The sequence below is a fragment of the Paraburkholderia kirstenboschensis genome, from assembly GCF_904848585.1.
Lineage (GTDB): Bacteria > Pseudomonadota > Gammaproteobacteria > Burkholderiales > Burkholderiaceae > Paraburkholderia > Paraburkholderia kirstenboschensis.
In genome coordinates, this window is the sequence record NZ_CAJHCR010000001.1 from 1227356 (window position 1) to 1252041 (window position 24686).

Consider the following 24686-nt stretch of genomic DNA (forward strand, 5'->3'; position numbering starts at 1 on the left):
GGCGGCGATCGATGCGACGCTTGCCGCACCCGCTGCGGCGAACCCCTGAAAACTCCGGTACGAGCCGCAAAACCCTTCAGTAAGCGCGGGCCCGACAAGGCTCAGCCTTCGGCCGCTACAATGTTCTTTTAACCTGCGGCTTCGAACCCCAGATGTCCACACCCACGCCCCGCGCTCCGATGCTCGCCACCGCCGACGCATTGGCGACCCTGCTCAGCGCTGCGAGCCCGGTCATCGGCAGCGAATTCATTCCGACGCTCGAAGCATCAGGCCGCGTGCTCGCGGCCGATGTGGTCTCGCCGCTCGACGTGCCGCCGATGAACACCAGTTCAATGGATGGCTACGCGATTCGCGCGGCCGACGTGACGACGCACGGCAACCGCCGTCTGCCGGTGTCGCAACGCATTCCGGCCGGCCATGCGCCCGAGCCGCTGAAGCCCGGCACGGCAGCCCGCATTTTCACCGGCGCGACCGTGCCGCAGGGTGCCGACGCCATCGTGATGCAGGAGCAAACGGAAGCCGACGGTGATGAGGTCACGATTTTGCACAGCCCCCGACCAGGCGAATGGATCACCGCGCAAGGCGCCGACATTCACAGCGGCTCGGTCATCCTGCCGGCCGGCACGCGGCTCACGCCGCAGGCGTTGGGGCTTGCCGCGTCGGTCGGTTGCGCCGAACTGGAAGTGCGGCGCCGCGTACGGGTTGCCGTTTTCTTCACCGGCGACGAGTTGACTATGCCCGGCGAGCCGCTGAAGCCCGGCGCGATTTACAACTCGAATCGATTCACACTGCGCGGACTGCTCGAGAAGCTCGGCTGCGAGGTGAGCGACTTTGGCATCGTCGCCGACCGGCTCGATGCGACGCGCGACATGCTGCGTGAAGCCGCACACGCGCACGATCTCATCCTGACGTGCGGCGGCGTGTCCGTCGGCGAGGAAGATCACGTGAAGCCGGCCGTCGAGGCGGAAGGGCGCCTCGCGATGTGGCAGATCGCGATGAAACCAGGCAAGCCGCTCGCGTTCGGCGCCGTGCGCCGCGGCGCGGGCGGGGCTGAGGGCAACGCCGAGGCCAGCGCCAACGCCAACGCCAACGCCAACGCCAACGCCAACGACGCTTCCGCTGCAACGGATGCAACCGCTGCAGCGTCTTTGCCATCGTCGGCCGAAACGTTTTTCATTGGTCTGCCGGGCAACCCTGTGTCGAGCTTCGTGACCTTTCTGTTGTTCGTGCGTCCGTTCATCTTGCGGCTGGCGGGCGTGCAAGCCGTCGTGCCACGCGCGCTGTCGTTGCGCGCGGACTTCACCCAGGGCAAGGCGGATCGCCGCAACGAATTCCTGCGTGCGCGCATCAACAGCGCCGGCGGGCTCGATCTGTTTCCGAACCAGAGCTCGGCCGTGCTGACGTCGACGGTATGGGGCGACGGTCTGATCGACAATCCGCCCAATCATGCGATCAGCGCCGGCGAAACCGTGCGCTTCATTCCCTTTTCCGAATTGCTGAATTGAGGCCGGCGACGCCGGCGGCATCCAATGAAGATTCAACTGCGATATTTTGCGAGCGTGCGTGAAGCACTCGATCTGGCCGACGAAACGGTTGACGTGCCCGAGGGCGTCGCAACCGTCGGCGACGTGCGCGCCTGGCTGCGCGTGCGCGGCGGCATCTGGGCCGACACGCTCGCCGAAGGCCGCGCGCTGCGCATGGCCTGCAATCACGTGATGACGAACGCCGGCACGCGAATCAGCGACGGTTGCGAGGTCGCGTTTTTCCCGCCCGTGACAGGCGGTTGAACCGCAAGGAGCCCGCCATGCCCGTACGTGTCCAGACCGAAGATTTCGACCTCAGCGCCGAGGTCGCCGCGCTGCGCGCGCGCAATCCGAAGATAGGCGCCGTGGCGTGCTTCGTCGGCACCGTGCGCGATCTGAACGAGGGCAGCATGGTCGAGGCAATGGAACTCGAGCACTATCCGGGCATGACCGAGAAGTCGCTCGAAGCAATTGTGGAAAGCGCACGTCAGCGCTGGCCGGGTATCGAAGTGCTGATCGTGCATCGCGTGGGCAAACTTTATCCGCTCGACCAGATCGTGCTCGTGGCGACCACGGCCGCGCATCGCGGGAATGCGTTCGCGTCGTGTGAATTCGTGATGGACTATCTGAAAACGCAGGCGCCGTTCTGGAAGAAGGAGAAGACCGACGCGGGCGAGCGGTGGGTCGACGCCCGCGTGACCGACGATGCCGCGCTCGCGCGATGGGGCATCGAATCCGGGAACGGATCTTTGGAGTAGGCGTTTGCCGCGCTAGTCGCGCGAGTGGCGTGTGGCGTGACGAGGGTGACTACCTGACGGGCGGGACAAGCGTGACGAGCGTGACGAGCGCGCAGCTCGCGCCGCGCCGTCGTCGTCACTCGTCGCGTGACCGCCCGATAATGCGCGTCGGAAACGGCTCCCCAGCCGGTCGCGCGGGAAGCTGCGGCTCATCGTCGCAGGGCGTGCGCTTTGGCGCCACTCGTTCGAGCAACGCCTGCTGTTCAACCGGAATCTTGTAGTCCCAACCGAAGCGGCTCAATTGCAAACTTTGCGCGATGCGCAGCGCCGGTTCCATGAAGCGGACCGCGGCGGCCGGCTCATAACGCGACTCGACAGTGTCGAGGAACAGATACAGCCAGCGGCTGAAATGCTGCGGCTCGATCCCTTCGAGCGGCTGATGAGCCTGCTGCACATTGCCGCGGTACTGCTTCGCGCCCAGCACGAGACTCGCCCAGAACGTGCACATTTTCGGCAGATGATCGTCCCAGCGGCCAGCTAGCGTCGCATCGAAAACCGGCCCGAGCAGCGGATCCGCACGTACGCGATCGTAAAAACCGTACACAAGCTCGCGAATATTGGCTTCATCAGGCTCGGCGGCGCGCTCGACAACCGGCGCGGCGGGAAAAGAAGGCTTCATGCAAGTTCCGGAAGTATGCGACGATCGGTTCGTCGCTTGCCACAGCGCGCCACGCACGGGCACGAACCGCCGCAAATAAAGCGAGTTCCACAGAAGTGGACTGAAAAAAGCGCGCTTTTCCTGTGAATGGGCGCGGCGGGAAACGTTACCATGGGCGTCGAACGCCCGGCTTTTACTCAAGCAGCATAATAAATATGTGCCATGTGCATCTTATGGCGAAGCTGCGGCCTCCGGCAACCCTTGCATCGACGCGGTTATCCCACGGATCGCGGCTTGCGCTCATTGTGATACTGCACCCATGAGACTGACCGACTACACCGACTACTCGCTGCGCGTCCTCTTATACCTCGCCGTTCGGGGCGAGGGTTTATCGACCATTCAGGACATATCGCAGGCGTACGGTATCTCCAAGAATCACCTGATGAAAGTGGTGCAGCAGCTGAGCGAACTCGGCTGGGTGGAAACCGTGCGCGGCCGCAACGGCGGGTTGCGGCTTGCCGGACGGACCCGCGCCCTCACTGTCGGCGAGGTCGTGCGCGCAACGGAAAGCGACTTCGCGCTGGTTGCCTGCCTGCCGGATCAGAACGGCGAACGCCGCGCTTGCGTCATTACGCCCCAGTGCCGGTTGCGCGGCGCGCTCGAGGCGGCGCGTCACGCTTTTCTCGCGGAACTCGATCGCCATACGATCGACGAGGTTGCGGGTCCCCAAGGTCCGCTGGCGGCGCTGCTCGGCATACGCACCGTCATTCCGGTCATGCCGATGGCGCCTGTCACGGCGGCGAGCGACAAGTCGGTGCCGATCGCCTGAGCGCGACCGGGCGCGACCGGACGCGACCTAAGCGCGGCTGTGACGCACGGCCGCGCATTTTCTTCGCGGGAGATGTTCAAAACTCGGTCGCGACGTTAAAAAAGCGCTTGAAACCTGAATAAAACGCCTCATTTTGGTGGTAATCGAAATTGGAGGTCTCGCATGAGAATCGACAAACTCACCACTAAATTCCAGGAAGCGCTGGCGGACGCGCAGAGTCTCGCGGTCGGCCATGACAATCAATACATCGAACCCGTTCACGTCCTCGCGGCGCTCGTCGCCCAGCAGGACGGGTCCGCGCGTTCACTGCTTTCGCGCGCCGGCGTGCATGTTCAGGCGCTGCAAACCGCGCTCGACGACGCCATCACGCGTCTGCCGCAGGTGCAAGGCACGGACGGCAACGTGCAGATCGGCCGCGAACTCACGGGTCTTCTGAATCAGGCCGACAAGGAAGCGCAAAAGCTCAACGACACGTTCATCGCAAGCGAAATGTTCCTGCTCGCGATCGCGGACGACAAAGGCGAAGCCGGCCGCCTCGCGCGCCAGCATGGCTTGTCGCGCAAGTCGCTCGAAAGCGCGATTGCCGCTGTGCGCGGCGGCTCGCAAGTGCATAGCCAGGACGCCGAAAGCCAGCGCGAGGCGCTGAAAAAGTACACCGTCGACCTGACCGAGCGCGCGCGAGCCGGCAAGCTCGACCCGGTGATCGGCCGTGACGACGAAATCCGCCGTTCCATTCAGATCCTGCAACGCCGCACCAAGAACAATCCGGTGCTGATCGGCGAGCCGGGCGTGGGCAAGACGGCGATCGTCGAAGGGCTCGCGCAGCGGATCGTCAACGGCGAAGTGCCGGAAACGCTCAAGGGCAAGCGCGTGCTCTCGCTCGACATGGCTGCGTTGTTGGCCGGCGCGAAATATCGCGGCGAATTCGAAGAGCGCCTGAAGGCGGTGCTGAACGACATCGCGAAAGACGAAGGGCAGACCATCGTCTTTATCGACGAAATTCATACGATGGTGGGCGCGGGCAAGGCCGAAGGCGCGATGGACGCGGGCAACATGCTGAAGCCGGCGCTCTCGCGCGGCGAGCTGCATTGCGTCGGCGCGACTACGCTCGACGAATATCGCAAGTACATCGAAAAGGATGCTGCGCTCGAACGCCGCTTCCAGAAGGTGCTCGTCGACGAGCCGACAGTCGAAGCCACGATCGCGATTTTGCGCGGCTTGCAGGAGAAGTACGAGCTGCACCATGGCGTGGACATCACCGACCCGGCCATTGTCGCGGCGGCTGAACTGTCGCATCGCTACATCACCGATCGTTTCCTGCCGGACAAGGCAATCGACCTGATCGACGAAGCGGCGTCCAAGATCAAGATGGAAATCGACTCGAAGCCCGAAGAGATGGACCGGCTCGACCGTCGTTTGATCCAGTTGAAGATCGAACGCGAAGCCGTCAAGAAGGAGAAGGACGAAGCGTCGCAAAAGCGTCTGCAATTGATTGAAGAAGAAATCGAGCGGCTCGATCGCGAATATTCGGACCTCGAAGAAATCTGGACCGCGGAAAAGGCGGCGGTGCAGGGCAGCGCGCAACTGAAGGAAGAGATCGACAAGACGCGCGCGGAAATCACGCGCTTGCAGCGTGAAGGCAAGCTCGAAAAGGTCGCGGAATTGCAATACGGCAAGCTGCCCGGTCTCGAGGCGCAGCTAAAGGAAGTCACGCAGGCCGAAGCGAAGGAGCAGAACAATCCGACGCGTCCGCGTCTGTTGCGCACGCAGGTCGGCGCGGAGGAAATCGCGGAAGTCGTGTCGCGCTCCACCGGTATTCCGGTTTCGCGAATGATGCAAGGCGAGCGCGAAAAGCTGCTGCAGATCGAAGACAGGCTGCATGAGCGCGTAATCGGCCAGGACGAGGCGATCAGCGCGGTGGCCGATGCGATCCGCCGCTCGCGAGCGGGTCTGTCGGATCCGAACCGTCCGTACGGTTCGTTCCTGTTCCTCGGGCCGACGGGTGTAGGTAAGACCGAGTTGTGCAAGGCGCTGGCGGCGTTCCTGTTCGATTCGGAAGATCACCTGATCCGCATCGACATGAGCGAATTCATGGAGAAGCACAGCGTCGCGCGTTTGATCGGCGCGCCGCCCGGATATGTGGGCTACGAAGAGGGCGGTTATCTGACGGAAGCCGTGCGTCGCAAGCCGTATAGCGTGATTCTGCTCGACGAAATCGAGAAGGCGCATCCGGACGTGTTCAACGTGCTGCTGCAAGTGCTCGACGACGGCCGCATGACCGATGGCCAGGGCCGTACCGTGGACTTCAAGAACACGGTGATCGTGATGACGTCGAACCTCGGTTCGCAGGTCATTCAGGCCATGGTCGGCGAACCGCAGGAAGCGGTGAAGGACGCCGTGTGGGAAGAGGTGAAGCTGCACTTCCGCCCCGAGTTCCTGAACCGTATCGACGACGTCGTGGTGTTCCATGCGCTCGATCGCTCGAACGTGCAGTCCATCGCGCGAATCCAGCTGCAGCGTCTGCACGAGCGGCTTGCCAAGCTCGACATGCAACTGGTGGTGTCGGACGAGGCGCTGGAGCACGTCGGCAAGGTCGGCTACGATCCGCTGTTCGGCGCGCGGCCATTGAAGCGCGCAATCCAGCAGGAGATCGAGAACCCGGTCGCCAAGCTGATTCTGGCCGGCAAGTTCGGTCCGAAGGACGTCATTCCGGTCGAGCTGGAAGACGGCAACCTGGTGTTCGAGCGAGTGGTGCATTAATTCATGTTGTGTTGATGCCGTGTGTTGGCGCGGCGCGTCGAGGCGGCGCGCCGATCCACGCATTGATGTGAATGGACGCCCGCTACTCCAGGCCGCCTCGCGCGGTAGCTCCACACATGACAAAGCGGCAACGAAGTCACCTTCGTTGCCGCTTTTTTTTGCCCGCTCAATGAACAGGCGAGGTGCCGCTTGCGTCGCACAGCCCGCTTACGCAGTGCCCTTGCCGAACAGCGCGGACAGGCCGCCGAGCGCGCCAAGCACGGTTGTCGCATTCAGCTTGCCTTCGGCCGGCACTTCGCCGTCCGGCGTTGCGGCGTTGACCACGTGAGGCAGGATCTGCGAGAGCAGGCCGGTGACCTGATCCGGTTGCACGCCGGCTTTGGCGGCGAGCCCGGTGACGGCTTCGGAGCCGAGCACGCTATGCAAAGCATCGGCCGCAATCGGCTGGTTCTCGCCGTTGCTGACCCACGACGATACGACGTCGCCGAGGCCCTTCTCCTGAAAGCGCTGGATCAGGCCGTTCAGGCCGCCCGGCTGGCTATTGACGAATTCGAGTGCGGCTGCGATCAGCGCTTGCTGGCCGCCGCCTTCGGGCGATTTGCCAACCAGGGAACCGAGGGTGTCGAGTAGGCTCATGACGGTCTCTCTTGAATGCCGACACGTCGATGACGGGTCGGCGGGTGACGCGCCGCGCGGCTGCGCGGCGTCGGGGGAAGGTAGGCGCGCTGCAGGCAGGTGCGGCATGCTCGTCCCACGCGGATCGCGTGGATTGCACCGGAACTTCGCTGCTGGCGCTCTACCTTGCTGATTTAGTCAGTCTCTGATCCGATTTCTGCGCGCAGGTTCGCTATGCGCCGCCCGAAGCCGCGGCTGCCGACGCGGCCTTGCTCTTCTTCGCTTTCTTCTTCGAGGCCTTCGCGCCGGACGCGTCGGCAGGCGCGCTGGCTGCCGCGGCGGGTGCTGCCGGTGCTGTGGCAGTGGCCGCCGGCGCGGATGCCGCTGTCGCGTCCGAGGCTGCGGCCTTGGCCTTTTTCTTCGACGACTTCGAAGCTTTCGTGCCTGAAGCGTCGGCAGGCGCGGCCGGGGTTGCGGTTGTGGTCGCCGTGGTGGTTGCTGTGGTGTTGGCCGGGGTGTTGGCCGCAGGCGCGGTCTTCGTGGCCGTGGACTTCGCCGCGGGCTTCGCGCCCGTTGGCGGCGAAGACGAGCCGTTGATGGTCAAGCCCGCCGCTTCCAGATTTACGACCGACTTGTTGCCAATGCCTTTGACGCGCGTGGCCAGATCGTCGGCGTCCTTGAACGGCCCGTTCTTCGTGCGTTCTTCGATGATTGCCTTAGCATGCGCGGGCCCAATGCCCTTGACCGATTCGAGTGCGGTCTGATCGGCGGAATTCACTTCGACTGCGGCCGCGAATCCCGCCGACAGCGACAACGCCAAGGCAACGCACAGCATCACAAGCTTTTTCAGCATGGCAAGCACTCCATTGAGGGCAAAAGTTAGCCGGGAACGGACGACGCGAAGTGTCAGCAGGCGCTGCGCTTAAGCATAGGACAAACGCGCGCTCTTATTGGCGACCGCCGACGATTTATACCGACCGATCAATGGCAAGTAAATCGCCATGAACAATCTTTAAACCTTTTGCCCGGTAAGAAGGCGGTTGTGAGCCGGATTGCTCGCATCGTCTGAGCCGCGAGGTCGCGTGAGAATGACAGCGCGGCGCACTTGACTTAGAGTGCACTCGAAGTCCTAACCTGAGTCCTGTCATGTCGAAAACGTCGAACGCACTCACCATCGGGCAAGTCGCCGACACCATCGGCGTCTCCACGCATACGCTGCGCTATTACGAGCAGGCCGGGCTGATTCGCGCGGTTGGCCGCACGCAGGCGGGACATCGCCTGTATTCGCCGGCCGACCTCGACTGGCTGCGATTTTTGATGCGCCTCAAAGCCACCGGCATGCCGATCGCCGGCATGCAGGCCTTCGCGGCGCTGCGTGCCGAGGGTCAGCAGACGATCGGTGCGCGCCGCGACCTGCTGGTGGCGCATCGCGATGCGGTTCTGGCGCGGATCGCCGACTTGCAGGCCAACCTTGGCGCGATCGTCGACAAGATCGCGTATTACGAAGGCGAAGCAGCCGGCCAGATGTCCGCAGCGGAGAGTCAGTCACGACGGATCGACGACACGTCATCGTTCTCACACTCGGAAAAGGACTCACCATGGACTACGCGCAAAACGACCGCTACACGCAAGGCTGGAACAAACTGAGGGAAATCGACGGTTCTGCCGGCGAGCAGGTGATCGCCGCGCTTGCACCGATTGCGCCTGACTTCGCGCGTCTGCTGATCGAATTCGGTTTCGGCGATATCTACAGCCGTCCGCAACTCGATCTGCGCGCGCGGGAGATTGCCACCATCGCTTCGCTCGCGACGCTCGGCTGCGCGCAACCGCAGCTCAAGGTGCATATCGAAGCGGCGCTGAACGTCGGCTGCACGCGCGAGGAGATCGTCGAGGTGTTCATGCAGATGGCGTTGTATGCAGGGTTCCCGGCGGCATTGAACGCGTTGTTCGCCGCGCGCGAGGTTTTTGATCGCCACGATCAGGCGTTGCAGAAGGCGCGGCCGGAACAGGCGGAGGACGTGACGCATGCGGGTTGAGCATGCGGAACGTGCCGGGGAAGCGACGCACGCCGCTAGAGCACGCGGTTCGCGCAGACACGAGCCACGTGCGTGGGCTGTCTGCGGTTTTTAGGGACAAGCGGTGATGCGAAGCGGTGATGCCAAGTGGTGGTGTTAAGCGGTGGCGTCTAAGTCTTGCATCCAACCGATGGCATCCAACCGGCGCCATTGCGCAATGCCGCCAACGTAGCCTTCAATCAGCCGCTTCGGATCGCATTGCCGCGCCCGCGCGCACATGCCGCTTGCTGACCACGCGCCAGTAAAGCAGCAAGCCGATGCCCGCAATCGCAAGACTCGCCGTATTCGCGACCCAGAAGCCGCGCGCCCCCGTCAGCCAGGGCGGGATCGCGCCGGTCACATTGAAGCCGAGCAGATATCCGCCACCGAGACCCACGCCCCAGAGCGCGACAGCGTAGATCACGGTCGGCACGACGGCGACCTTGTAGGCGCGCAACACGAACGCGGTGGTGATCTGCAACGCGTCGAACAGGTGATAGCAGACGACGATCAGCACGAGCGGCATCGCCGCCGCCACGACTTGCGCGTTCGGCGTATAGCCTTCGATCACGTATGGTCGCAGCACGAGCAGCACTGCGCCGTAACAGCAGGCGAGGGCGACCGCCATCATGATTCCGTGGCGCGACAATGTGCGTGCGGCCTCGGGGCGGTGTGCGCCGAGCGCCTGAGCGACCAGCGTCGACGAAGCGATGCCGATCGACAGCGGCGTCATATACAACACCGCGCCGATGTTGCCGGCGATCTGGTGCCCGGCGAGCGTCGTCGTGCCGAAGCGCGCGATGAAGAGCGCCATGAAGGTGTACGACGTGACTTCGATCAGATACGACAGTCCCATCGGAATGCCTAGCCGCAGCTGCGCGGCCTGGCGCCGCCAGACGGGCCAGCAGAAGCGCTTGAAGATCGCGAAGGGCGTGAAGACGTCGACACGGGTAAGCAGCAACATGCCGACGAGCGCGAGCCCCCAGTTGATCAAGGTGCTGGCAAGCGCGCAGCCGGGGCCGCCGAGCGCCGGCACGCCGAGGCCGCCGAAAATGAACCACGTATTGAGCGGCACCTTTAGCAACAGCGCGCCGATCTGCAAAATCATCACGAGTCGCGGCTTGCCCACTGCATTGCTGATCGAACCGTAGACGCGAAACACGAGGCCGGCAGGCAGGCCAAATGCAAGTATTCGCAGATACGACACCGTGCGCTCGTGCAGCGCATCGGGCACCCGCGCGAGATGCAACAGATGGCCGGGGAAGAACAGGATCAGAAAGCCGATGACAGTAAGCGCCAGCGCGAGCCACAGCGATTGCCGGACTTCCTCGCCGATCTCGTGATAGCGGCGCGCGCCGTACAGTTGCGCGGTGATCGGTTGCAGCGCGGTGAGAATGCCGGTCAAGCCGATGTAGACGGAGATGTAAATCGACGAGCCGAGGCCCAGCGCGGCGAGATCGACAGCCGAGTAACGCCCGACCATGGCCGTGTCGATTACGCCGAAAGCGATGATGGCCAGTTGACCGATCAGCACGGGCCACGCGAGCCCAGCGATTTTCCGTACGTCGGCGAGCATGTTCAGCCAGGCTTCTTATGCCAGTTGCGCCGTTTGACGACCGGCGGCTTCGGACGGTCGATGCGCACATACAAACGGAAGCGTTCGTCGCGGTCGGCCACGCGGCGGCCTTCCCAGACCAGTTTCCACATGAAGTCGGACATCGCGCTCGGCTCGCCGAAGTCCTGCGTGTCCTGGCGCAGAATGACGTCGCAATCCTGATTGAACGAGAAGTGCATGTCGCCGAAATACGCGAAGGTCGCAATTTGCGCATTGCCGAGGCGCACCGGCGATATGCAGGTGTAGTCGTCAGGCAAGTGACTCGCGATCTGTTCGGCGACGTCCTTGTAAGTCCGGCTGTAGTTGACGACCGGCAGCCACAAGGTCATCAGCAGCACCCACATGAGCGTCGTGCCGGCGCTCGAGAGCACGACGCTGCGCCACAGCACCTTCGGATGGCGCGCGAGACGCCATTGCACGAGCACGAACCAGCAAACGGTCACAGCGACCGCGCAGACGAACGAAAGTATTTTGAACTGCGGCGCGAAGCCCGGGGCGAGACGCGCAAGGTTACGCGCGAGCGGATGCGGGAAGCCGGTCAACCCGGCCACGTACACGAGCCAGACGAAGCTGCCGAGAATCGTGAAACTGAGCAATGCGAACCAGTCGATTGCGTTAATGGCACCGCGTTTGAGCGTGGGCAGCGCGAAGGTGGCCAGCACGGCGAGCGCGGGCAGCAGCAACATATAAAGCCGGTTCGACTGATGGCTCTGCAAGATGACGAGCACCAGCAGCGGCCCGATCACCGAAAGCGGAATCGCGACGTGCGGCGCGCGGCGCAGACCCGACCAGCTGAACCACGCCCATAGCGCGAGCGGCCATGCGGGCCACGTGAAGAGCGGCAGGTTTTTCAGCGCGTAAGCCGCGACCGAGCCGGGTGGGCCCGCGAACGAACTCAGGCTGACGTGTACCCACTGGTTCAGATACCAGACAGCGTCGACGGGAAAAGCCGAGAGCGCGGCGATCGGCCACGCGACCGAGAGCGCCAGCGCGATCGGCAGACCCGCAAGCAGCAGCCAGCGCGAGCGCGTCTCGCGGACGATCAGCGTCATGGCGAGCGTGCCCAGCAGAAGCGCGCCGACCAGCACGGGGCTGCTTGCGAGCGTGACGAAGCCCATCGCCAGGCCCCAGATCGACGCGCCCTGAATCGGCTTGTCGATCATTCGCACGAGCCCGTAGACGAGCATCGCGATACACACGAACTGCACCAACTGTGGCGTGGTTTCGTGGCCGCGCTCGGCGAGGCCGAAGCAGGCGAGCAGGATCAGCAGGGCGCCGTCGGCGAGCGTGCGACCGTAGTCGCGAGGTTCCGGCTCGCCGCCGAACGCGTACTTGAACGGCTGGACTTCGGCGCGTCGGCCGAGCAGGTAGGCGGCATACCAGACGAACGCGCAGCCCACGCAAAACAGCAGGCCGGTAACGACACGGGACGCATTGCTTGCATCGACCCACGGCGCGAACACGCGGATGGCACTGGCGCCGAGCCAGTAGCCAAGCGGGCCGTCTTCAGTCAGGTACTTGCCGACCAGATTCGGCAGGAGCCAGTCGTGCGCGCTGCCGTTCGCCATGGTCCACATCACGCCGAAGCCGGCTGCGTCCTCGTTCTTCCACGGATCGCGGCCGAACAGGCCGAACGACGCGTAGACGATACAGATGGTCAACAGCAGCCAGCGCGGGAGCGCACTGGTCGCGGAAGCAGTGAGGCGAACGACAGGTCTCATGCGGTTTGGGATATTTAATAAGCGAAAGCCGCCACTGGACTGCGGGTCCGGCTGGCACGGCCTTATTGGAGCATCCGGCATTGTAGTCGGGAGCCACTATGCGCGTCACGGTCGGTAATGGCCTGCAACGGCATTGAGCATGCTGCTACACCGAGCCGTCGGTCCGACGTGTGCGGCGGCTCGAACTCTCGCCACGGTGGCGCCGGCTTTCCAGTTGCGCGCAGGCGACAAAAAAGGGCAGCTCGCGCTGCCCTTCTTTTTGCTGCTTCGCTGCCGGACGAAAGTAGCCGAATCGGCCTGATTCTGCCCAGCAAGCCAAAGCGGCGGGTATTACTTCGCTGCTGCCTTGCCGGTAGCGCGCGAACCGAACTTCTTGTTGAACTTCTCGACGCGGCCTGCCGTGTCCATGATCTTTTGCTGGCCGGTGTAGAACGGATGCGATTCCGACGACACTTCAATCTTGGCGAGCGGGTAGGTCTTGCCGTTGAATTCGGCGGTTTCACGCGTCTGGATGGTCGAGCGCGTCACAAACTTGAAGTCGTTCGACATGTCGATGAACAGGACTTCGCGGTAATTCGGGTGAATGCCTTCTTTCATGATCTTTCCTTTAATCTGGCGGTAGCCAACCCGCGTGCGGCCGCTCATGCGCGGACTGCATCTAGGCGCGAGCCACTTGCCTATGGTCGAAAAACGGCGATTATGCCAGAAAATCAGTCGCTTGACGAATTCTGTCAGGTTTTTGCCGGCGTTTTGCCCGCATTTCGCTTATTGCGGGGGCGCGAACGTCAGGCCGACTCGCGCCGGGTCCTGACGATAATATCGGGCGAGAAGCCGATATAGCTCCGGATACTCCGCTTCGAACGCTTGTGGCTTGACGAACAGCGCCTCGCTGCACACCGCGAAAAATTCCGACGGATGATCCGCGGCGTATGGATCGATCAGCGATTCGCGCTCGAAGCGCGTCCAGCGGCGCTGCGGCACCGCGTCGACGCGGGCGCAGAACTGATCGTAGGCGGCGTCGAACACGTCCGCCCAGGCTTGCGAGTCGAGTGGCGCGTGCCAGCGGCGCACGAGCGGCGGATGGCCGTCCGCCTCGCCGTTGAGCATGTCGATCTTGTGCGCGAATTCGTGGATCACCACGTTGTACGCGTCCGCGCCGTCCGTCATCTGCGCGTCTTCCCACGACAGCACGACGGGGCCGCCTTCCCACGCTTCGCCGCTCGCGTCGTGCTCGACCTCGTGAACGACGCCGTCTTCGTCCTCGACGGTCTTGCGGATCACGAATTCGCCCGGATACACGATCACGCCGACCCATCCGCGATACAGATCCAGGCTCAGATTCAGCACTGGCAAGCACGCCTGGGCCGCAATGGCGACAGTCATCGCATCGGTCAACTCCAGTTCGTGCGCGGTCGAGAACTCCTTTTGCGCGATGAAAAGGCTGCTCATCTCGCGCAGGCGCGCGAGATCCGGTGCATCCAGGTGCGCGAGAAACGGCAGGCCATCGAGCGTCGCCTGCCACAGGTCATCGCCAATTGCGTAGTTGCGCAGCGCGCGCTCGCGCCGGCGGGCGCCGAGCCATTGAGTGAGTTTCGAAAGCATGGGCCGATGAAACCGTTAGTCGATCTGTTTTTGCCACGCGGCGAAAATCCCGCCGCAAATCGCGATGCCGATCAGGAAGTAGAAGCCGTCGAGCGAGGTCAGAAAACTGGCCTGCCGCGCCACCGCCTGGCTGATCTCCACGACCGCAAGCGAATGCGCGTCCGAAGACGAGTGTCCGGCGGCGGATAGCGCGCGCGTGAGCCCGGCAAGCGAGTCCTGAAACAATGGATTGTACGGATTCACGAACTCCGCGAGTCGCGCCTGATGCAACGCCTGCCGATGCTGCTCAACGATGATCACCGAAGCTGTGGCGAAGGAGATCGTCAGTTGCCGCACGATATTCTTCAACCGGTAACCGTGCGCGAATTCCTCTATCGCGAAGATTCTGAAGGTCAGATTCGCGACCGGCAGCACGATGAACAGCAACAGCAGGCCGCGCAACAGGAGCGGTCCCACCAGCGCCGCTTCCCCGACGGACGGCGACATGCGGGTCATCCACGCGGCCGTGAGCGCGGCGATCGCGAAACCCGGCACGATGATCCGCTTCTTGCGCGTCAGAAGTTTTGCGAAGCGCAGATAGATGAAGAGCGCGCTCGCGGAAATCAGCGACGTGACGCCGACGAGTTGCCCGGTGTTCTCGATCGGGTAGCCGAGACCGCTCTCGAGGAAACGCGAAAGCAGATAGCTGAACGCAGTCGACAGATAGTAATAGAACATGTACAGCACGAGACCGACCTGGAACACCCTCTCGCGCAACGCGTGCAGGCGCATGAGCGGCGCGGGGTGATGCCATTGGTGATACGCAAAGCAGCCGAGCGCGACGATGCCGGCGAGCGTGAGCAGAATCAGACCGGGCGACGCGCTGAACAACTGGAAACGCACCTGCTGCATGACGATTTGCAGTGCACCTTGCGCAAAGGCAAACACGATGTACGGCCAGAAGTGCGCAGAGCCGCGCTCCTCGGGCAGACGGTTGCCCGCGTCGGGCAGTGCCAGCACGGCGAGAACCGCGAACAGCATGCCGACTGGCGCGGTGCAGGCGAAGAGTGCGCGCCAGCCGAAATCCGAAACTAGCTGGGCGCCGATCAGCGACGCGAGCGCACTGCTCAGGACGATCAGGATCAGGAATGCCCGGGTTGCGGCGGGGCGTTCCTTGGGTGTGAAGCTCATCTGGATCAGAATGCGGCAGGTGCCCATCATCGGGCCGATGAAGTAGCCCTGAAAGCCGCGCGCGAACGCGAGTTCAACTGACGATTCGCACAGCGCGGCGGCTACGGCGCCCGCGGCGTAGAAGAGCATGCAGCCGGCTACATAGCGCCGGTAGCCGAAGCGCTCGACCCACCATTCCTGCTGCAGAATGCCCAGCACCGCCGCAAACGCGTAGGCGCTCGAAGCCCACACGAGTTCGTCCGGTGACGCGTTCACGCCGCCCGCGATATAGCTCGCGAAAAACGAAAAGATCGAGTTGTCGAAATAGTCGAGACCCGTGACGACCGCCAGCACCCAGGGGAAGAAATCGCCACGCAGCTTCTCCGCGCCTGGCCACCGGGCGCGAGGCCACGCTGTGCTCACGAGCGCTCGCGCGCAGTAGAGGCGCGTGGTTTTTTCACACGCTTCGCAGCGGGTGTCGTGCCGGCTTCCTGACGTTTGACGGCTTTAGGGGCTTCAAGGTCTTTACGGGCTTTGGCGGCTTTCGCGCCTTTCGCCAGCGCGTTGCGGCGCTGTTCGAGCAGGGCGTCCGCGTTCTCGCCCGCTAGACGGCGCTTCAGATAATCCAGGTCGGGGCTCAATTCGTCGCGCAGCTTCTGCGCTTCCTTGAGCTCCCGGCGCATGGCTTGAATGCGTGCGTCGAGTGCGTCCACCTGTCCCGCGATCGCGTCGTGAATCTGCTGCAGCGATTCGGTTGAGAAGCGATGTCCGCCCGCGACCGGTTCGAGCGGCCGTTTGAGCATTTCGGTGATGCCGTGCAGCGAGAAACCCAACGAACGCAAACGCAGAATGCGCCCGAACCGCTGCAGATCCTCGTCGTCGTAGAGCCGGTAGCGGCCTTCGCTGCGAGCGGGCGATACAAGCCCGCGCTCCTCGTAGTATTTCAACGTGCGAGGCGTGACGCCGAGGCGCTCTGCAGCGTCGCGAACGGTAAGCAGGGCAGGTGAGTCGTTCGACATGAGCATGGGCGGACAGAAGAGCTTCGCCGGATTTTACTACAACGTGTACGTTCACGTATAGGTTGGCACCTGCGGCTTACGATCCGTGACATAGAAGGTGATACCTTCGCACCGTTGCAGATCCGCTGGGCGAAAAAAAACCGCTCGTCGATGACGAGCGGTTTTTTCACGCGGCTTGCAGGCGCAGCTTTTAGCTGCCGCCGCCACGGCGCATCATGTCGAAGAACTCGGAGTTGCTCTTCGTCTGGCGAATTTTGTCGAGCAGGAATTCCATCGACTCGACTTCGTCCATGTCGTGAATGAACTTGCGCAAGACCCAGATTTTTTGCAGCACTTCGGGCTTGATCAGCAGTTCTTCGCGGCGCGTGCCGGACTTGTTCAGATTGATCGACGGGTACACGCGCTTTTCTGCAAGACGGCGCTCCAGGTGCACTTCCATGTTGCCGGTGCCCTTGAACTCTTCGTAAATCACGTCGTCCATGCGGCTGCCGGTTTCGATCAGCGCCGTGCCGATGATGGTCAGCGAGCCGCCTTCCTCGATATTGCGCGCCGCACCGAAGAAGCGCTTCGGGCGTTGCAATGCGTTGGCATCCACACCGCCCGTCAGCACCTTGCCCGAAGCCGGCACGACGGTGTTGTACGCGCGCGCAAGACGCGTGATCGAGTCGAGCAGAATGACCACGTCGTTCTTCATTTCGACGAGGCGCTTGGCTTTTTCGATCACCATTTCGGCGACCTGCACGTGACGCGCGGCGGGTTCGTCGAACGTGGAGGCGATCACTTCGCCGGCCACCGAACGCTGCATTTCCGTCACTTCTTCCGGACGCTCGTCGATTAGCAGCACGAACAGTACGACGTCAGGATGGTTCTGCTTGATGGCGTGCGCGATGTGCTGAAGCATCACGGTCTTGCCGGACTTCGGCGACGCAACCAGCAAGCCGCGCTGGCCTTTGCCGATCGGCGCGATCATGTCGATGATGCGGCCGGTGACGTTTTCCTCACCGCGCATTTCACGTTCGAGCAGCAGCACCTTATTCGGGTGCAGCGGCGTCAGGTTTTCGAACATGATCTTGTGCTTCGAGGCTTCCGGCGGCTGGCCGTTGACCTTGTCGACCTTTACCAGCGCGAAATAGCGTTCGCCGTCTTTCGGCGTACGCACTTCACCTTCGATCGTGTCGCCCGTATGCAGGTTGAAGCGGCGGATTTGCGACGGGCTGATGTAAATGTCATCCGTGCTGGCGAGATAGGAGGTTTCCGGCGAACGCAGGAAGCCGAAGCCGTCCGGCAGCACTTCAAGCGTGCCGTCGCCGAAGATCGTGTCGCCCGTTTTGGCTCGTTTTTTTAGAATGGCGAACATCAATTCCTGCTTGCGCAGGCGGTTCGCACTTTCGATCTCGAGGCCATTGGCCATCTCGATCAATTCGGACACGTGCAGAGTCTTAAGCTCGGATAAATGCATACGGAGAACCCGCAGGAGAAGGTGCGACGAAATGGAATCTGGGAGGAGAAGTGAGCGGAACCGCTCAAGGACTTACACGTCTTTTCGACGTTTTGCGGATTCTAGCATAGCACACGCCAGTTTCCGCCAGTGGGGCGCTACGGCATGTTTCTTGTGGGAAACGTTGTCGTCCCACAACAGGGCGGACGAGGCGCGCGCTGGTCCGGTGGACCTCGCGGCGCGCCCGCGTGACCGTTTTACAGGTTGCCGTCGAGGAACGCGGTGAGTTGCGACTTCGACAATGCGCCGACCTTCTGTGCTGCAACGGCGCCGTTCTTGAACAGGATCAGCGTGGGGATACCGCGCACGCCGAACTTGACCGGCGTCGACTGATGTTCGTCGACGTTGATCTTCGCGATTTGCAGGCGATCGGCGTAATCCTTTGCGACTTCGTCGAGGATCGGCGCGATCATCTTGCACGGACCGCACCATTCAGCCCAGAAGTCGAGCAGCACGGGTTTATCGGATTTCACGACGTCCTGTTCGAACGATGCGTCGCTAATATGCTTGATTTGTTCGCTCATTGTATGAATACCTCTATCGGTTCGAGGCCCGCCTGAATTGCTCGCCACGATACGTCAAAACCTAGGGAAACTTCCGTTCGCTTAACCGCACTGCGAACCTCACCACCTGCGCGCGAAAAGTCGAGGACGATTCGGCATGGGCGGAAGGCTCGCGCTTGCGGGTCATCCGTACGGCAGTTTAGCTTAATTCGCTATGCGTTGCCGGGGGCGATAGTACCCATCAGGGGCAGTGGGGCCGACGGCTGCCGATGAAGTGCCACCGTGTTTCATCACTACGACGTAGCCTATGTGGAGGTGCGGCGAGCAAACTCAAGTGAGCGGCGCGATCCGTGCGGCTAGGCGCGAACGGCGGCGATTTGGCTCGCGCTTTGCACTTTGGCCGTATTAACAGTCGCGCGAAGAGCCAGGCGGTGATAGAATGTTTCGTGACGGGCCTCCTCGCATGGAGGGATGGTCAACCTGGTCAGGTCGGGAACGAAGCAGCCACAGCCGTTTTCCACCAGTGCCGAGGGTCAGGCTCGTCACCTTCCTCTTTCTGTTCGTTCTGTTTTCTTCCCCTTGCGCTTGTTCGGATCGCGTCTGTTTCAGATGCCGGTCGCCTCTGTGCTGTTCTTCGCACCGCGCGTGTGCTCATGCGCTCCAAGCCTTCTGCCGCACGGCCCTGTGCGTTGCGCATACGATCTGCGACGACGCTCGGCGCTGTCGCCAATATTTTTTTCTATCGTGCCATTAGCCGCTTTCAATCGCGCAGTTCAATTGTGCAGCCACGCGCGTTTGCGTCGGCTCGCGAATCGGTTTTGCACGGCATTGTTACTGATACAATTTCCCGATGACCTATCAAGTTCTCGCACGCAAATGGCGGCCGAAAGATTTCGCGTCGCTCGTCGGACAGGAGCACGTGGTGCGCGCGCTCACGCACGCGCTCGACGGCGGCCGTCTGCATCACGCGTATCTGTTTACCGGCACGCGTGGCGTCGGCAAGACGACGCTGTCGCGCATCTTCGCCAAAGCGCTGAACTGCGAAACCGGCGTGACCTCCACGCCGTGCGGCGTCTGCCGGGCCTGCCGTGAAATCGACGAAGGGCGCTTTGTCGATTACGTCGAGATGGACGCGGCGAGTAATCGCGGCGTAGACGAAATGGCGGCGCTGCTGGAGCGCGCGGTGTACGCGCCGGTGGATGCGCGCTTCAAGGTCTACATGATCGACGAAGTGCACATGCTCACGAACCACGCCTTCAACGCAATGCTGAAGACGCTGGAAGAGCCGCCGTCGCACGTCAAGTTCATTCTCGCCACTACCGATCCGCAGAAAATTCCGGTCACGGTGCTGTCGCGCTGTCTGCAATTCAATCTGAAGCAGATGCCGGCCGGCCACATCGTCTCGCATCTCGAACACATCCTGGGCGAAGAGAGGGTGCCGTACGAGGCGCAGGCGTTGCGTCTGCTCGCGCGCGCCGCCGACGGTTCGATGCGCGACGCGCTCTCGCTGACCGACCAGGCAATTGCCTATTCGGCGAATCAGGTGAATGAAGAGGCCGTGCGAGGCATGCTTGGCGCGCTCGATCAGAGCTACCTGATCCGACTGCTCGACGCGCTCGCCGAAGGCGACGGCGCAGCCGTGCTGTCGGTTGCCGACGAAATGGCGCTGCGCAGCCTGTCGTTTTCGACCGCATTGCAGGATCTCGCGAGCCTGCTGCATCGCATCGCGTGGGCGCAGTTCGCACCGTCGTCGGTGCTGGACGAGTGGCCGGAGGCGGGCGACCTGCGCCGCTTTGCCGATACGCTCAGCGCCGAACAGGTGCAGTTGTTCTATCAGATTGCGACGATCGGCCGGAGCGAGCTGGGTCTCGCGCCCGACGAATACGCCGGTTTCACCATGACACTGCTGCGCATGCTGGCCTTCGAGCCCGCTCCAACGGGCGGCGGGGGTGGAGCAGCCGGGCCTGGCCGGCAAGCCGGTCAGGCAGGCGCGAGCGGAGCGAAGCGGGCGGGGACGCCCGCGGTAGCGGCGGCGGGTTTGTCGGCGGCAGTTGCTGCGTCGCCCGCACGGGTAGCGGCGGGCTCGCGCGGCGCTGTTTCCTCGGCTGAGCCGGTTCGGGAACCAGCAGGCGTTGCCGGTCCTGCCGGGAGCGCACCTGCAAGCGTCAGTCGGAGGCAGGACGTCGCGGCAAGCACACAAGCTGTATCCGCCTCCGGCGATGCTGCTCAACACACGGCGCAAAATCCGGCGCCGGCAAAATCGGACCCGGCGTTCAAAACAGAGTCGGCGCCGATCCAGGACGAAGCCACTACCGCCCAGACGCCCACGCGCATCGATGCGCCCGCGCCGGCCGCGGGAACGCCCGCCGCGGGAACATCCGCCGCTTCGGATGGTACGCCAGCGCATGCGTTGGCTCCGTGGGACGATGAGCCCGCTGTGTCTGTCGGCAACCATGCCCAGGCGTCGGACACGAGCGCTGCCCATGCAGCGTCCGCTTCAGTAACCGCCGAACTAGCGCCCTCTCGAACCGCGCCGACGCCCGCAGCAGCGGATACGCCTGCTGCGCTTGTATCGGAATCGACGTCCGCAGAAACAGCGTCCCCGGAAAGCACGCCGCCCGCCACGCTCAGCGCACCGGCTGCCGCCGCGTTCGCGCGCGCGAGCGAAGCCGCGTCCGCGACCGATTCGAATGAAGCGGCTGAACCCGCGCCTGCGATGTTGCCCGATGCACCGCCGCGCCGCGCAGGCGGCGCGAGCGCCGCGCTCGACGTTCTGCGCAGCGCCGGCCTGAAGGTGTCGTCCGACCGTGGCCGCGCGAACGCCGCCTCGACCGCGAAGCCTGCGGCGCCCTCGATTCCGAAGCCGGCCGCGCCGCGCGTGGTGGTTCCGGTGCCGACGCCCGGCGCGCCGCGCGGCGCGGCACAGCAGGAGTCCGCATCGGGCGCTCGCGCGGCAGCACCCGCAGCGGCGCCGGCTCAATCTGCGGCGCGCAAAGAGTCGCAGTCAAACGGCTCGCCGGTTCCTCCATGGGACGACATGCCGCCAGACGACTACGTGCCGCTTTCGGCATCGGATGACGGCTACTACGGACCGCCCGACGACAACTACATGCCCGTGTTCGACAGCGGCCCTGACGACGTCCGCGTGAACGCGCCGACGTCTGCGACCGCGCCGGTCGTCGATCAGCGTCCGCTGCCGCCCGCCGTGCCGCTCGATCCGCTCGGGTTCAAAGGCGACTGGCCCGCGCTCGCCGTCGACCTGCCGCTCAAGGGCATCTCGTATCAGCTGGCGTTCAACAGCGAACTGATGGCGCTCGAAGGCAATACGCTGAAACTGAATGTGCCCGTGCCGCAATACGCGGAAGCCTCGCAAGTCGCGAAACTGAAAAGCGCGCTCGTCGACAGGCTCGGCCAGCATGTCGACGTGCAGGTCGAAGTCGGCCCGGCGCGCCGCACGGCAGCCGCTCACGACGCCGCCATGCGGGCACAACGCCAGCAGGAAGCGGAGCGCGAAATCGGCGCCGATCCGTTCGTGCAGTCGCTGATCCGCGAGTTCGGCGCGAGCATCGTGCCGGGCTCGATCCGCCCGATTAGCTCGATTAATCCGGACGCCGGCCCGAACGGCGCGTCCACCGTTCACTGATTCGCCGCGCCATCACGCCGGAAACACACTGAGGCGCGCGCGATTTTCGAATTTCACGCTATCAAGAAGGAGCATTTCCATGATGAAAGGTCAACTCGCCGGGCTGATGAAGCAAGCCCAGCAGATGCAGGAAAACATGAAGAAGATGCAGGAGCAGCTCGCTCAGATCGAAGTCGAGGGCCAGTCGGGCGCCGGTCTCGTGAAGGTGACGATGACCTGCAAGAACGACGTGCGCCGCGTGTCGATCGATCCGAGCCTGCTCGCCGACGACAAGGACATGCTGGAAGACCTCGTCGCCGCTGCGTTCAACGACGCCGTGCGCAAGGCCGAAGCCACCGCCCAGGAAAAAATGGGCGGCATGACCTCGGGCCTGCCGTTGCCCCCGGGCTTCAAGCTGCCGTTCTGAGAGTGACGCGGCACGCCGGAGCGGGCGCGAACGTTTAGCTAACGCGGCGCGTGAGCGACAAGCGTCGCGGGATGGCTGTGCGTCGCAAGCACGGAGTTCGCATTCGAGCCGGCCGTTCCGCGCCGCGCGAGTGCGGCGCGCACTTTGCGGACCGCATATCGACGGTCGCCGACTGCGCGATGCATACGCGCTTGCGCGATCCATCCGAAGGCGGGCAGAGTCTGACAGAGTCTGAAGAACCGCTACACGCCCAACCGCATCACAAACCCGCCTGCCCTGGCATACCCACCTCGACGCCGATTCGCATGAAACAACCTTCCGCCTTGTCGGCGCTCGTCGAAGCGCTGCGCACGCTGCCCGGAGTCGGGCCAAAGTCCGCGCAACGCATGGCGTACCACCTGATGCAGCACGACCGCGACGGCGCCGAAAAGCTCGGCCGCGCGTTGCTGTTCGCGACCGAGCATCTGCAGCATTGCGAGAAGTGCAATACCTTCACCGAAGCGCAGATCTGCGAAGTGTGCCTGGATCCCGAGCGCGATCCGACGCTGCTGTGCGTCGTCGAAACGCCTGCAGACCAGATCATGCTCGAACAGACCATGACGTACCGCGGTCTGTACTTCGTGCTGATGGGCCGTCTGAGTCCCCTCGACGGCATCGGCCCGAAGGAGATACATTTCGACCGACTGGTCAGGCGAGCGTCGGACGGCGTCGTGAAAGAAGTCGTATTGGCAACCAATTTCACCAACGAAGGCGAGGCGACCGCGCATTACCTCGGGCAGACGCTCAAGGCGCGCGGCCTCGCCGTCACGCGCCTCGCGCGCGGCGTGCCGGTGGGCGGCGAACTCGAATACGTCGACGCCGGCACGATCGCCCGCGCAATGCTCGACCGCCGCTCGATGTAGCGACACCGCGCGCTGCAGCCCGTGCAAGCGGCGTCGCCGCCGCAAATACAGAACAGAACAAAGGAGACTATGAGCGCAACTCCCGAATCAGGCGTCAACGAGGCGAAAGAGGCGAAAGAGGCGCCGCAAAGCCAATCAGGCCCGCTTGCCGGCGTGAAGGTGCTGGAACTCGGCACGCTGATCGCGGGGCCGTTTGCCGCCCGCTTTCTCGGCGAGTTCGGCGCGGACGTGATCAAGATCGAAGACCCTAAAGGCGGCGATCCGCTGCGCAAATGGCGCAAGCTCTATCCGGAAGTCGGCGGCACCTCTTTGTGGTGGGCCGTGCAGGCGCGCAACAAGAAATCCGTCACGATCAATCTGAAGGCCGAGGAGGGCAAGGAGATCGTGCGGCGTCTCGCGCGCGAAGCAGATATCGTCGTCGAAAATTTCCGGCCTGGTCTGCTCGAGAAACTTGGGCTCGGTTATGACGTGCTGTCGGCGGAAAACCCCGGGCTCGTGATGGTGCGCTTGTCCGGCTACGGCCAGAGCGGACCGTATCGCGACCGGCCCGGCTTTGGCGCGATCGCCGAGTCGATGGGCGGCTTGCGGCATATCACCGGCTATCCCGATTTGCCGCCGCCGCGCATCGGCATCTCCATCGGCGATTCGATCGCGGCGCTGCACGGTGTGATCGGCGCGCTGATGGCGCTGCATCACAAGCAGGTGAACGGCGGCAAGGGGCAGGTCGTCGACGTCGCGCTGTACGAGGCCGTCTTCAACATGATGGAAAGCGTGGTGCCCGAATACGGCGTCTATGGCATGGTGCGCGAGCGTACCGGCGCGTCGTTGCCGGGTATCGTGCCGTCCAATACCTATCCTTGCCGCGACGGCAGCATCGTGATCGGCGGCAATAGCGATCCGATCTTCAGGCGCCTGATGATCGCGATCGAACGCGAAGACCTCGCGAACGATCCCGCTCTCGCGCATAACGACGGCCGCGTGCCGCGCACGCAGGAAATCGACGCTGCGATTGCCGCGTGGCTCGCCACGCGCACGATAGACGAAGCGCTCGCGGTGCTCAACGCAGCAGACGTGCCGGTGGGCCGCATCTACAGCGTGGCCGATATGTTCACCGATCCGCAGTACATGGCGCGCCAGATGATCCAGCGCTTCAAGTGGCAGGACGGCCGCGAGATCACGTTGCCGGCGGTCACGCCGAAGCTCTCGGAGACGCCCGGCGAGACGCGCTGGCTCGGCCCCGAACTGGGTGAACATACGGATGAAGTCCTGCAATCGCTAGGTTATGATGCAGACCACATCGCAAGGTTGCACGCGCAACAAATCGTGTGAGCACCGTGCGCGACCCGCGCATTTGGGCTGGGCATGTGGGCGACGCAGGTGAGCAACGCATGCGAGCCACGCAGATGAGCAACGCATGCGAGCCACGCCCGCTGCGGCCGAACAAATAAAATC

General features: G+C 63.4%; 22 protein-coding genes and 1 other RNA gene. 12 read left to right on the plus strand and 11 right to left on the minus strand.

The annotated features are described in order from the left end of the window. Positions 1-152: 152 nt before the first annotated feature. Genes JMY24_RS05590 through moaE form a run of 3 tightly spaced genes read left to right on the plus strand, consistent with a single transcriptional unit; the run spans position 153 to position 2281 of the window. Positions 153-1505, plus strand: coding sequence for a molybdopterin molybdotransferase MoeA (locus tag JMY24_RS05590; protein WP_201701490.1), 1353 nt, complete (start codon positions 153-155; stop codon positions 1503-1505). Positions 1506-1529: 24 nt separating this feature from the next. Continuing rightward, entirely contained in the window at positions 1530-1787 is a 258-nt protein-coding gene (moaD, locus tag JMY24_RS05595) for a molybdopterin converting factor subunit 1 (RefSeq protein WP_128586625.1), read from the plus strand. Positions 1788-1804: 17 nt separating this feature from the next. Further along, a complete protein-coding gene (moaE, locus tag JMY24_RS05600; protein ID WP_128594945.1) occupies positions 1805-2281 on the plus strand; it encodes a molybdopterin synthase catalytic subunit MoaE in 477 nt (158 codons plus the stop codon). A gap of 115 nt (positions 2282-2396) precedes the next feature. Here moaE and JMY24_RS05605 read toward each other — a convergent pair whose 3' ends face one another. Continuing rightward, positions 2397-2939, minus strand: a complete 543-nt coding sequence (locus JMY24_RS05605) for a group III truncated hemoglobin (RefSeq protein ID WP_128594946.1) — start codon at positions 2937-2939, stop codon at positions 2397-2399. 298 nt (positions 2940-3237) lie between these two features. Between JMY24_RS05605 and JMY24_RS05610 the strand changes: the two genes are divergently transcribed. Together JMY24_RS05610 and clpB are read left to right on the plus strand one after the other, a co-directional pair. Then, on the plus strand, positions 3238-3747 hold the full coding sequence (locus tag JMY24_RS05610; protein WP_128586628.1) for an Rrf2 family transcriptional regulator: 510 nt from the start codon (positions 3238-3240) through the stop codon (positions 3745-3747). 162 nt (positions 3748-3909) lie between these two features. Then, complete coding sequence (gene clpB, locus JMY24_RS05615) at positions 3910-6507, plus strand: ATP-dependent chaperone ClpB (RefSeq protein WP_128586629.1); 2598 nt, start codon at positions 3910-3912, stop codon at positions 6505-6507. A 207-nt stretch (positions 6508-6714) separates the two neighbouring features. On the opposite strand, the gene JMY24_RS05620 is transcribed toward clpB, so the two are convergent. Both JMY24_RS05620 and JMY24_RS05625 read right to left on the minus strand, forming a co-directional pair. Beyond that, complete coding sequence (locus JMY24_RS05620; protein WP_413231220.1) at positions 6715-7251, minus strand: YidB family protein; 537 nt, start codon at positions 7249-7251, stop codon at positions 6715-6717. Between the two features lie 103 nt (positions 7252-7354). Then, positions 7355-7975 carry a ComEA family DNA-binding protein gene (locus JMY24_RS05625; RefSeq protein ID WP_201701491.1) on the minus strand — a complete coding sequence of 207 codons (621 nt, stop codon included), beginning with the start codon at positions 7973-7975 and terminating at the stop codon, positions 7355-7357. A gap of 293 nt (positions 7976-8268) precedes the next feature. Here JMY24_RS05625 and JMY24_RS05630 point away from each other — a divergent pair, with 293 nt between their 5' ends. Next, entirely contained in the window at positions 8269-8769 is a 501-nt protein-coding gene (locus tag JMY24_RS05630) for a MerR family transcriptional regulator (RefSeq protein ID WP_128586631.1), read from the plus strand. After that, a complete protein-coding gene (locus JMY24_RS05635; RefSeq protein ID WP_128594948.1) occupies positions 8721-9158 on the plus strand; it encodes a carboxymuconolactone decarboxylase family protein in 438 nt (145 codons plus the stop codon). Before JMY24_RS05630 ends, JMY24_RS05635 begins: the two co-directional genes overlap by 49 nt. A 214-nt stretch (positions 9159-9372) precedes the next feature. Here the strand turns inward: JMY24_RS05635 and JMY24_RS05640 are convergent, their stop codons facing one another. From JMY24_RS05640 to trxA, 8 genes are all read right to left on the minus strand, one after another. After that, the gene (locus tag JMY24_RS05640) at positions 9373-10752 is read right to left on the minus strand and encodes an MATE family efflux transporter (protein WP_128594949.1); all 1380 of its coding nucleotides are present in this window, start codon (positions 10750-10752) and stop codon (positions 9373-9375) included. Positions 10753-10754: 2 nt separating this feature from the next. Continuing rightward, positions 10755-12512: an ArnT family glycosyltransferase gene (locus JMY24_RS05645; protein ID WP_128594950.1), complete on the minus strand. Its 1758-nt coding sequence runs from the start codon at positions 12510-12512 to the stop codon at positions 10755-10757. Positions 12513-12842: 330 nt separating this feature from the next. After that, positions 12843-13109, minus strand: coding sequence for a type B 50S ribosomal protein L31 (locus tag JMY24_RS05650; protein ID WP_102634036.1), 267 nt, complete (start codon positions 13107-13109; stop codon positions 12843-12845). Positions 13110-13277: 168 nt separating this feature from the next. Beyond that, positions 13278-14114 carry a M90 family metallopeptidase gene (locus tag JMY24_RS05655; protein ID WP_128594951.1) on the minus strand — a complete coding sequence of 279 codons (837 nt, stop codon included), beginning with the start codon at positions 14112-14114 and terminating at the stop codon, positions 13278-13280. A gap of 15 nt (positions 14115-14129) precedes the next feature. Then, positions 14130-15686 (minus strand): MFS transporter, encoded by a 1557-nt coding sequence (locus tag JMY24_RS05660; RefSeq protein WP_128594952.1) that lies wholly within the window; start codon positions 15684-15686, stop codon positions 14130-14132. Then, positions 15683-16282 (minus strand): MerR family transcriptional regulator, encoded by a 600-nt coding sequence (locus JMY24_RS05665; protein ID WP_128594953.1) that lies wholly within the window; start codon positions 16280-16282, stop codon positions 15683-15685. The genes JMY24_RS05660 and JMY24_RS05665 overlap by 4 nt, the downstream gene beginning before the upstream one ends. A 190-nt stretch (positions 16283-16472) precedes the next feature. Next, positions 16473-17741 carry a transcription termination factor Rho gene (gene rho / locus JMY24_RS05670; RefSeq protein WP_006048863.1) on the minus strand — a complete coding sequence of 423 codons (1269 nt, stop codon included), beginning with the start codon at positions 17739-17741 and terminating at the stop codon, positions 16473-16475. A 236-nt stretch (positions 17742-17977) separates the two neighbouring features. Beyond that, positions 17978-18304 (minus strand): thioredoxin TrxA, encoded by a 327-nt coding sequence (trxA, locus tag JMY24_RS05675; RefSeq protein ID WP_006048864.1) that lies wholly within the window; start codon positions 18302-18304, stop codon positions 17978-17980. A 427-nt stretch (positions 18305-18731) separates the two neighbouring features. On the opposite strand from trxA, the gene ffs reads away from it, so the two are divergent. The 5 genes from ffs to JMY24_RS05700 all read left to right on the plus strand — a co-directional run bounded on the left by ffs (position 18732) and on the right by JMY24_RS05700 (position 24563). Next, positions 18732-18830, plus strand: an RNA gene (gene ffs, locus JMY24_RS05680) — signal recognition particle sRNA small type. A 303-nt stretch (positions 18831-19133) separates the two neighbouring features. Continuing rightward, a complete protein-coding gene (gene dnaX, locus JMY24_RS05685; protein ID WP_201701492.1) occupies positions 19134-21926 on the plus strand; it encodes a DNA polymerase III subunit gamma/tau in 2793 nt (930 codons plus the stop codon). 79 nt (positions 21927-22005) lie between these two features. After that, complete coding sequence (locus JMY24_RS05690) at positions 22006-22332, plus strand: YbaB/EbfC family nucleoid-associated protein (RefSeq protein WP_006048866.1); 327 nt, start codon at positions 22006-22008, stop codon at positions 22330-22332. A gap of 305 nt (positions 22333-22637) precedes the next feature. Next, positions 22638-23234, plus strand: coding sequence for a recombination mediator RecR (gene recR / locus JMY24_RS05695; protein WP_201701493.1), 597 nt, complete (start codon positions 22638-22640; stop codon positions 23232-23234). Between the two features lie 69 nt (positions 23235-23303). Then, positions 23304-24563, plus strand: coding sequence for a CaiB/BaiF CoA transferase family protein (locus JMY24_RS05700; RefSeq protein ID WP_128594955.1), 1260 nt, complete (start codon positions 23304-23306; stop codon positions 24561-24563). The last annotated feature ends 123 nt before the right edge of the window (positions 24564-24686 follow it).

What these genes read in the sequence shown, in the direction of transcription:
- JMY24_RS05590 (WP_201701490.1), top strand. Translation starts at nt 153, where the DNA reads ATGTCCACACCCACGCCCCGCGCTCCGATGCTCGCCACCGCCGACGCA.
- moaD (WP_128586625.1), top strand. Translation starts at nt 1,530, where the DNA reads ATGAAGATTCAACTGCGATATTTTGCGAGCGTGCGTGAAGCACTCGAT.
- moaE (WP_128594945.1), top strand. Translation starts at nt 1,805, where the DNA reads ATGCCCGTACGTGTCCAGACCGAAGATTTCGACCTCAGCGCCGAGGTC.
- JMY24_RS05605 (WP_128594946.1), bottom strand. Translation starts at nt 2,939, where the DNA reads ATGAAGCCTTCTTTTCCCGCCGCGCCGGTTGTCGAGCGCGCCGCCGAG.
- JMY24_RS05610 (WP_128586628.1), top strand. Translation starts at nt 3,238, where the DNA reads ATGAGACTGACCGACTACACCGACTACTCGCTGCGCGTCCTCTTATAC.
- clpB (WP_128586629.1), top strand. Translation starts at nt 3,910, where the DNA reads ATGAGAATCGACAAACTCACCACTAAATTCCAGGAAGCGCTGGCGGAC.
- JMY24_RS05620 (WP_413231220.1), bottom strand. Translation starts at nt 7,251, where the DNA reads ATGCCGCACCTGCCTGCAGCGCGCCTACCTTCCCCCGACGCCGCGCAG.
- JMY24_RS05625 (WP_201701491.1), bottom strand. Translation starts at nt 7,975, where the DNA reads ATGCTGAAAAAGCTTGTGATGCTGTGCGTTGCCTTGGCGTTGTCGCTG.
- JMY24_RS05630 (WP_128586631.1), top strand. Translation starts at nt 8,269, where the DNA reads ATGTCGAAAACGTCGAACGCACTCACCATCGGGCAAGTCGCCGACACC.
- JMY24_RS05635 (WP_128594948.1), top strand. Translation starts at nt 8,721, where the DNA reads ATGGACTACGCGCAAAACGACCGCTACACGCAAGGCTGGAACAAACTG.
- JMY24_RS05640 (WP_128594949.1), bottom strand. Translation starts at nt 10,752, where the DNA reads ATGCTCGCCGACGTACGGAAAATCGCTGGGCTCGCGTGGCCCGTGCTG.
- JMY24_RS05645 (WP_128594950.1), bottom strand. Translation starts at nt 12,512, where the DNA reads ATGAGACCTGTCGTTCGCCTCACTGCTTCCGCGACCAGTGCGCTCCCG.
- JMY24_RS05650 (WP_102634036.1), bottom strand. Translation starts at nt 13,109, where the DNA reads ATGAAAGAAGGCATTCACCCGAATTACCGCGAAGTCCTGTTCATCGAC.
- JMY24_RS05655 (WP_128594951.1), bottom strand. Translation starts at nt 14,114, where the DNA reads ATGCTTTCGAAACTCACTCAATGGCTCGGCGCCCGCCGGCGCGAGCGC.
- JMY24_RS05665 (WP_128594953.1), bottom strand. Translation starts at nt 16,282, where the DNA reads ATGTCGAACGACTCACCTGCCCTGCTTACCGTTCGCGACGCTGCAGAG.
- rho (WP_006048863.1), bottom strand. Translation starts at nt 17,741, where the DNA reads ATGCATTTATCCGAGCTTAAGACTCTGCACGTGTCCGAATTGATCGAG.
- trxA (WP_006048864.1), bottom strand. Translation starts at nt 18,304, where the DNA reads ATGAGCGAACAAATCAAGCATATTAGCGACGCATCGTTCGAACAGGAC.
- dnaX (WP_201701492.1), top strand. Translation starts at nt 19,134, where the DNA reads ATGACCTATCAAGTTCTCGCACGCAAATGGCGGCCGAAAGATTTCGCG.
- JMY24_RS05690 (WP_006048866.1), top strand. Translation starts at nt 22,006, where the DNA reads ATGATGAAAGGTCAACTCGCCGGGCTGATGAAGCAAGCCCAGCAGATG.
- recR (WP_201701493.1), top strand. Translation starts at nt 22,638, where the DNA reads ATGAAACAACCTTCCGCCTTGTCGGCGCTCGTCGAAGCGCTGCGCACG.
- JMY24_RS05700 (WP_128594955.1), top strand. Translation starts at nt 23,304, where the DNA reads ATGAGCGCAACTCCCGAATCAGGCGTCAACGAGGCGAAAGAGGCGAAA.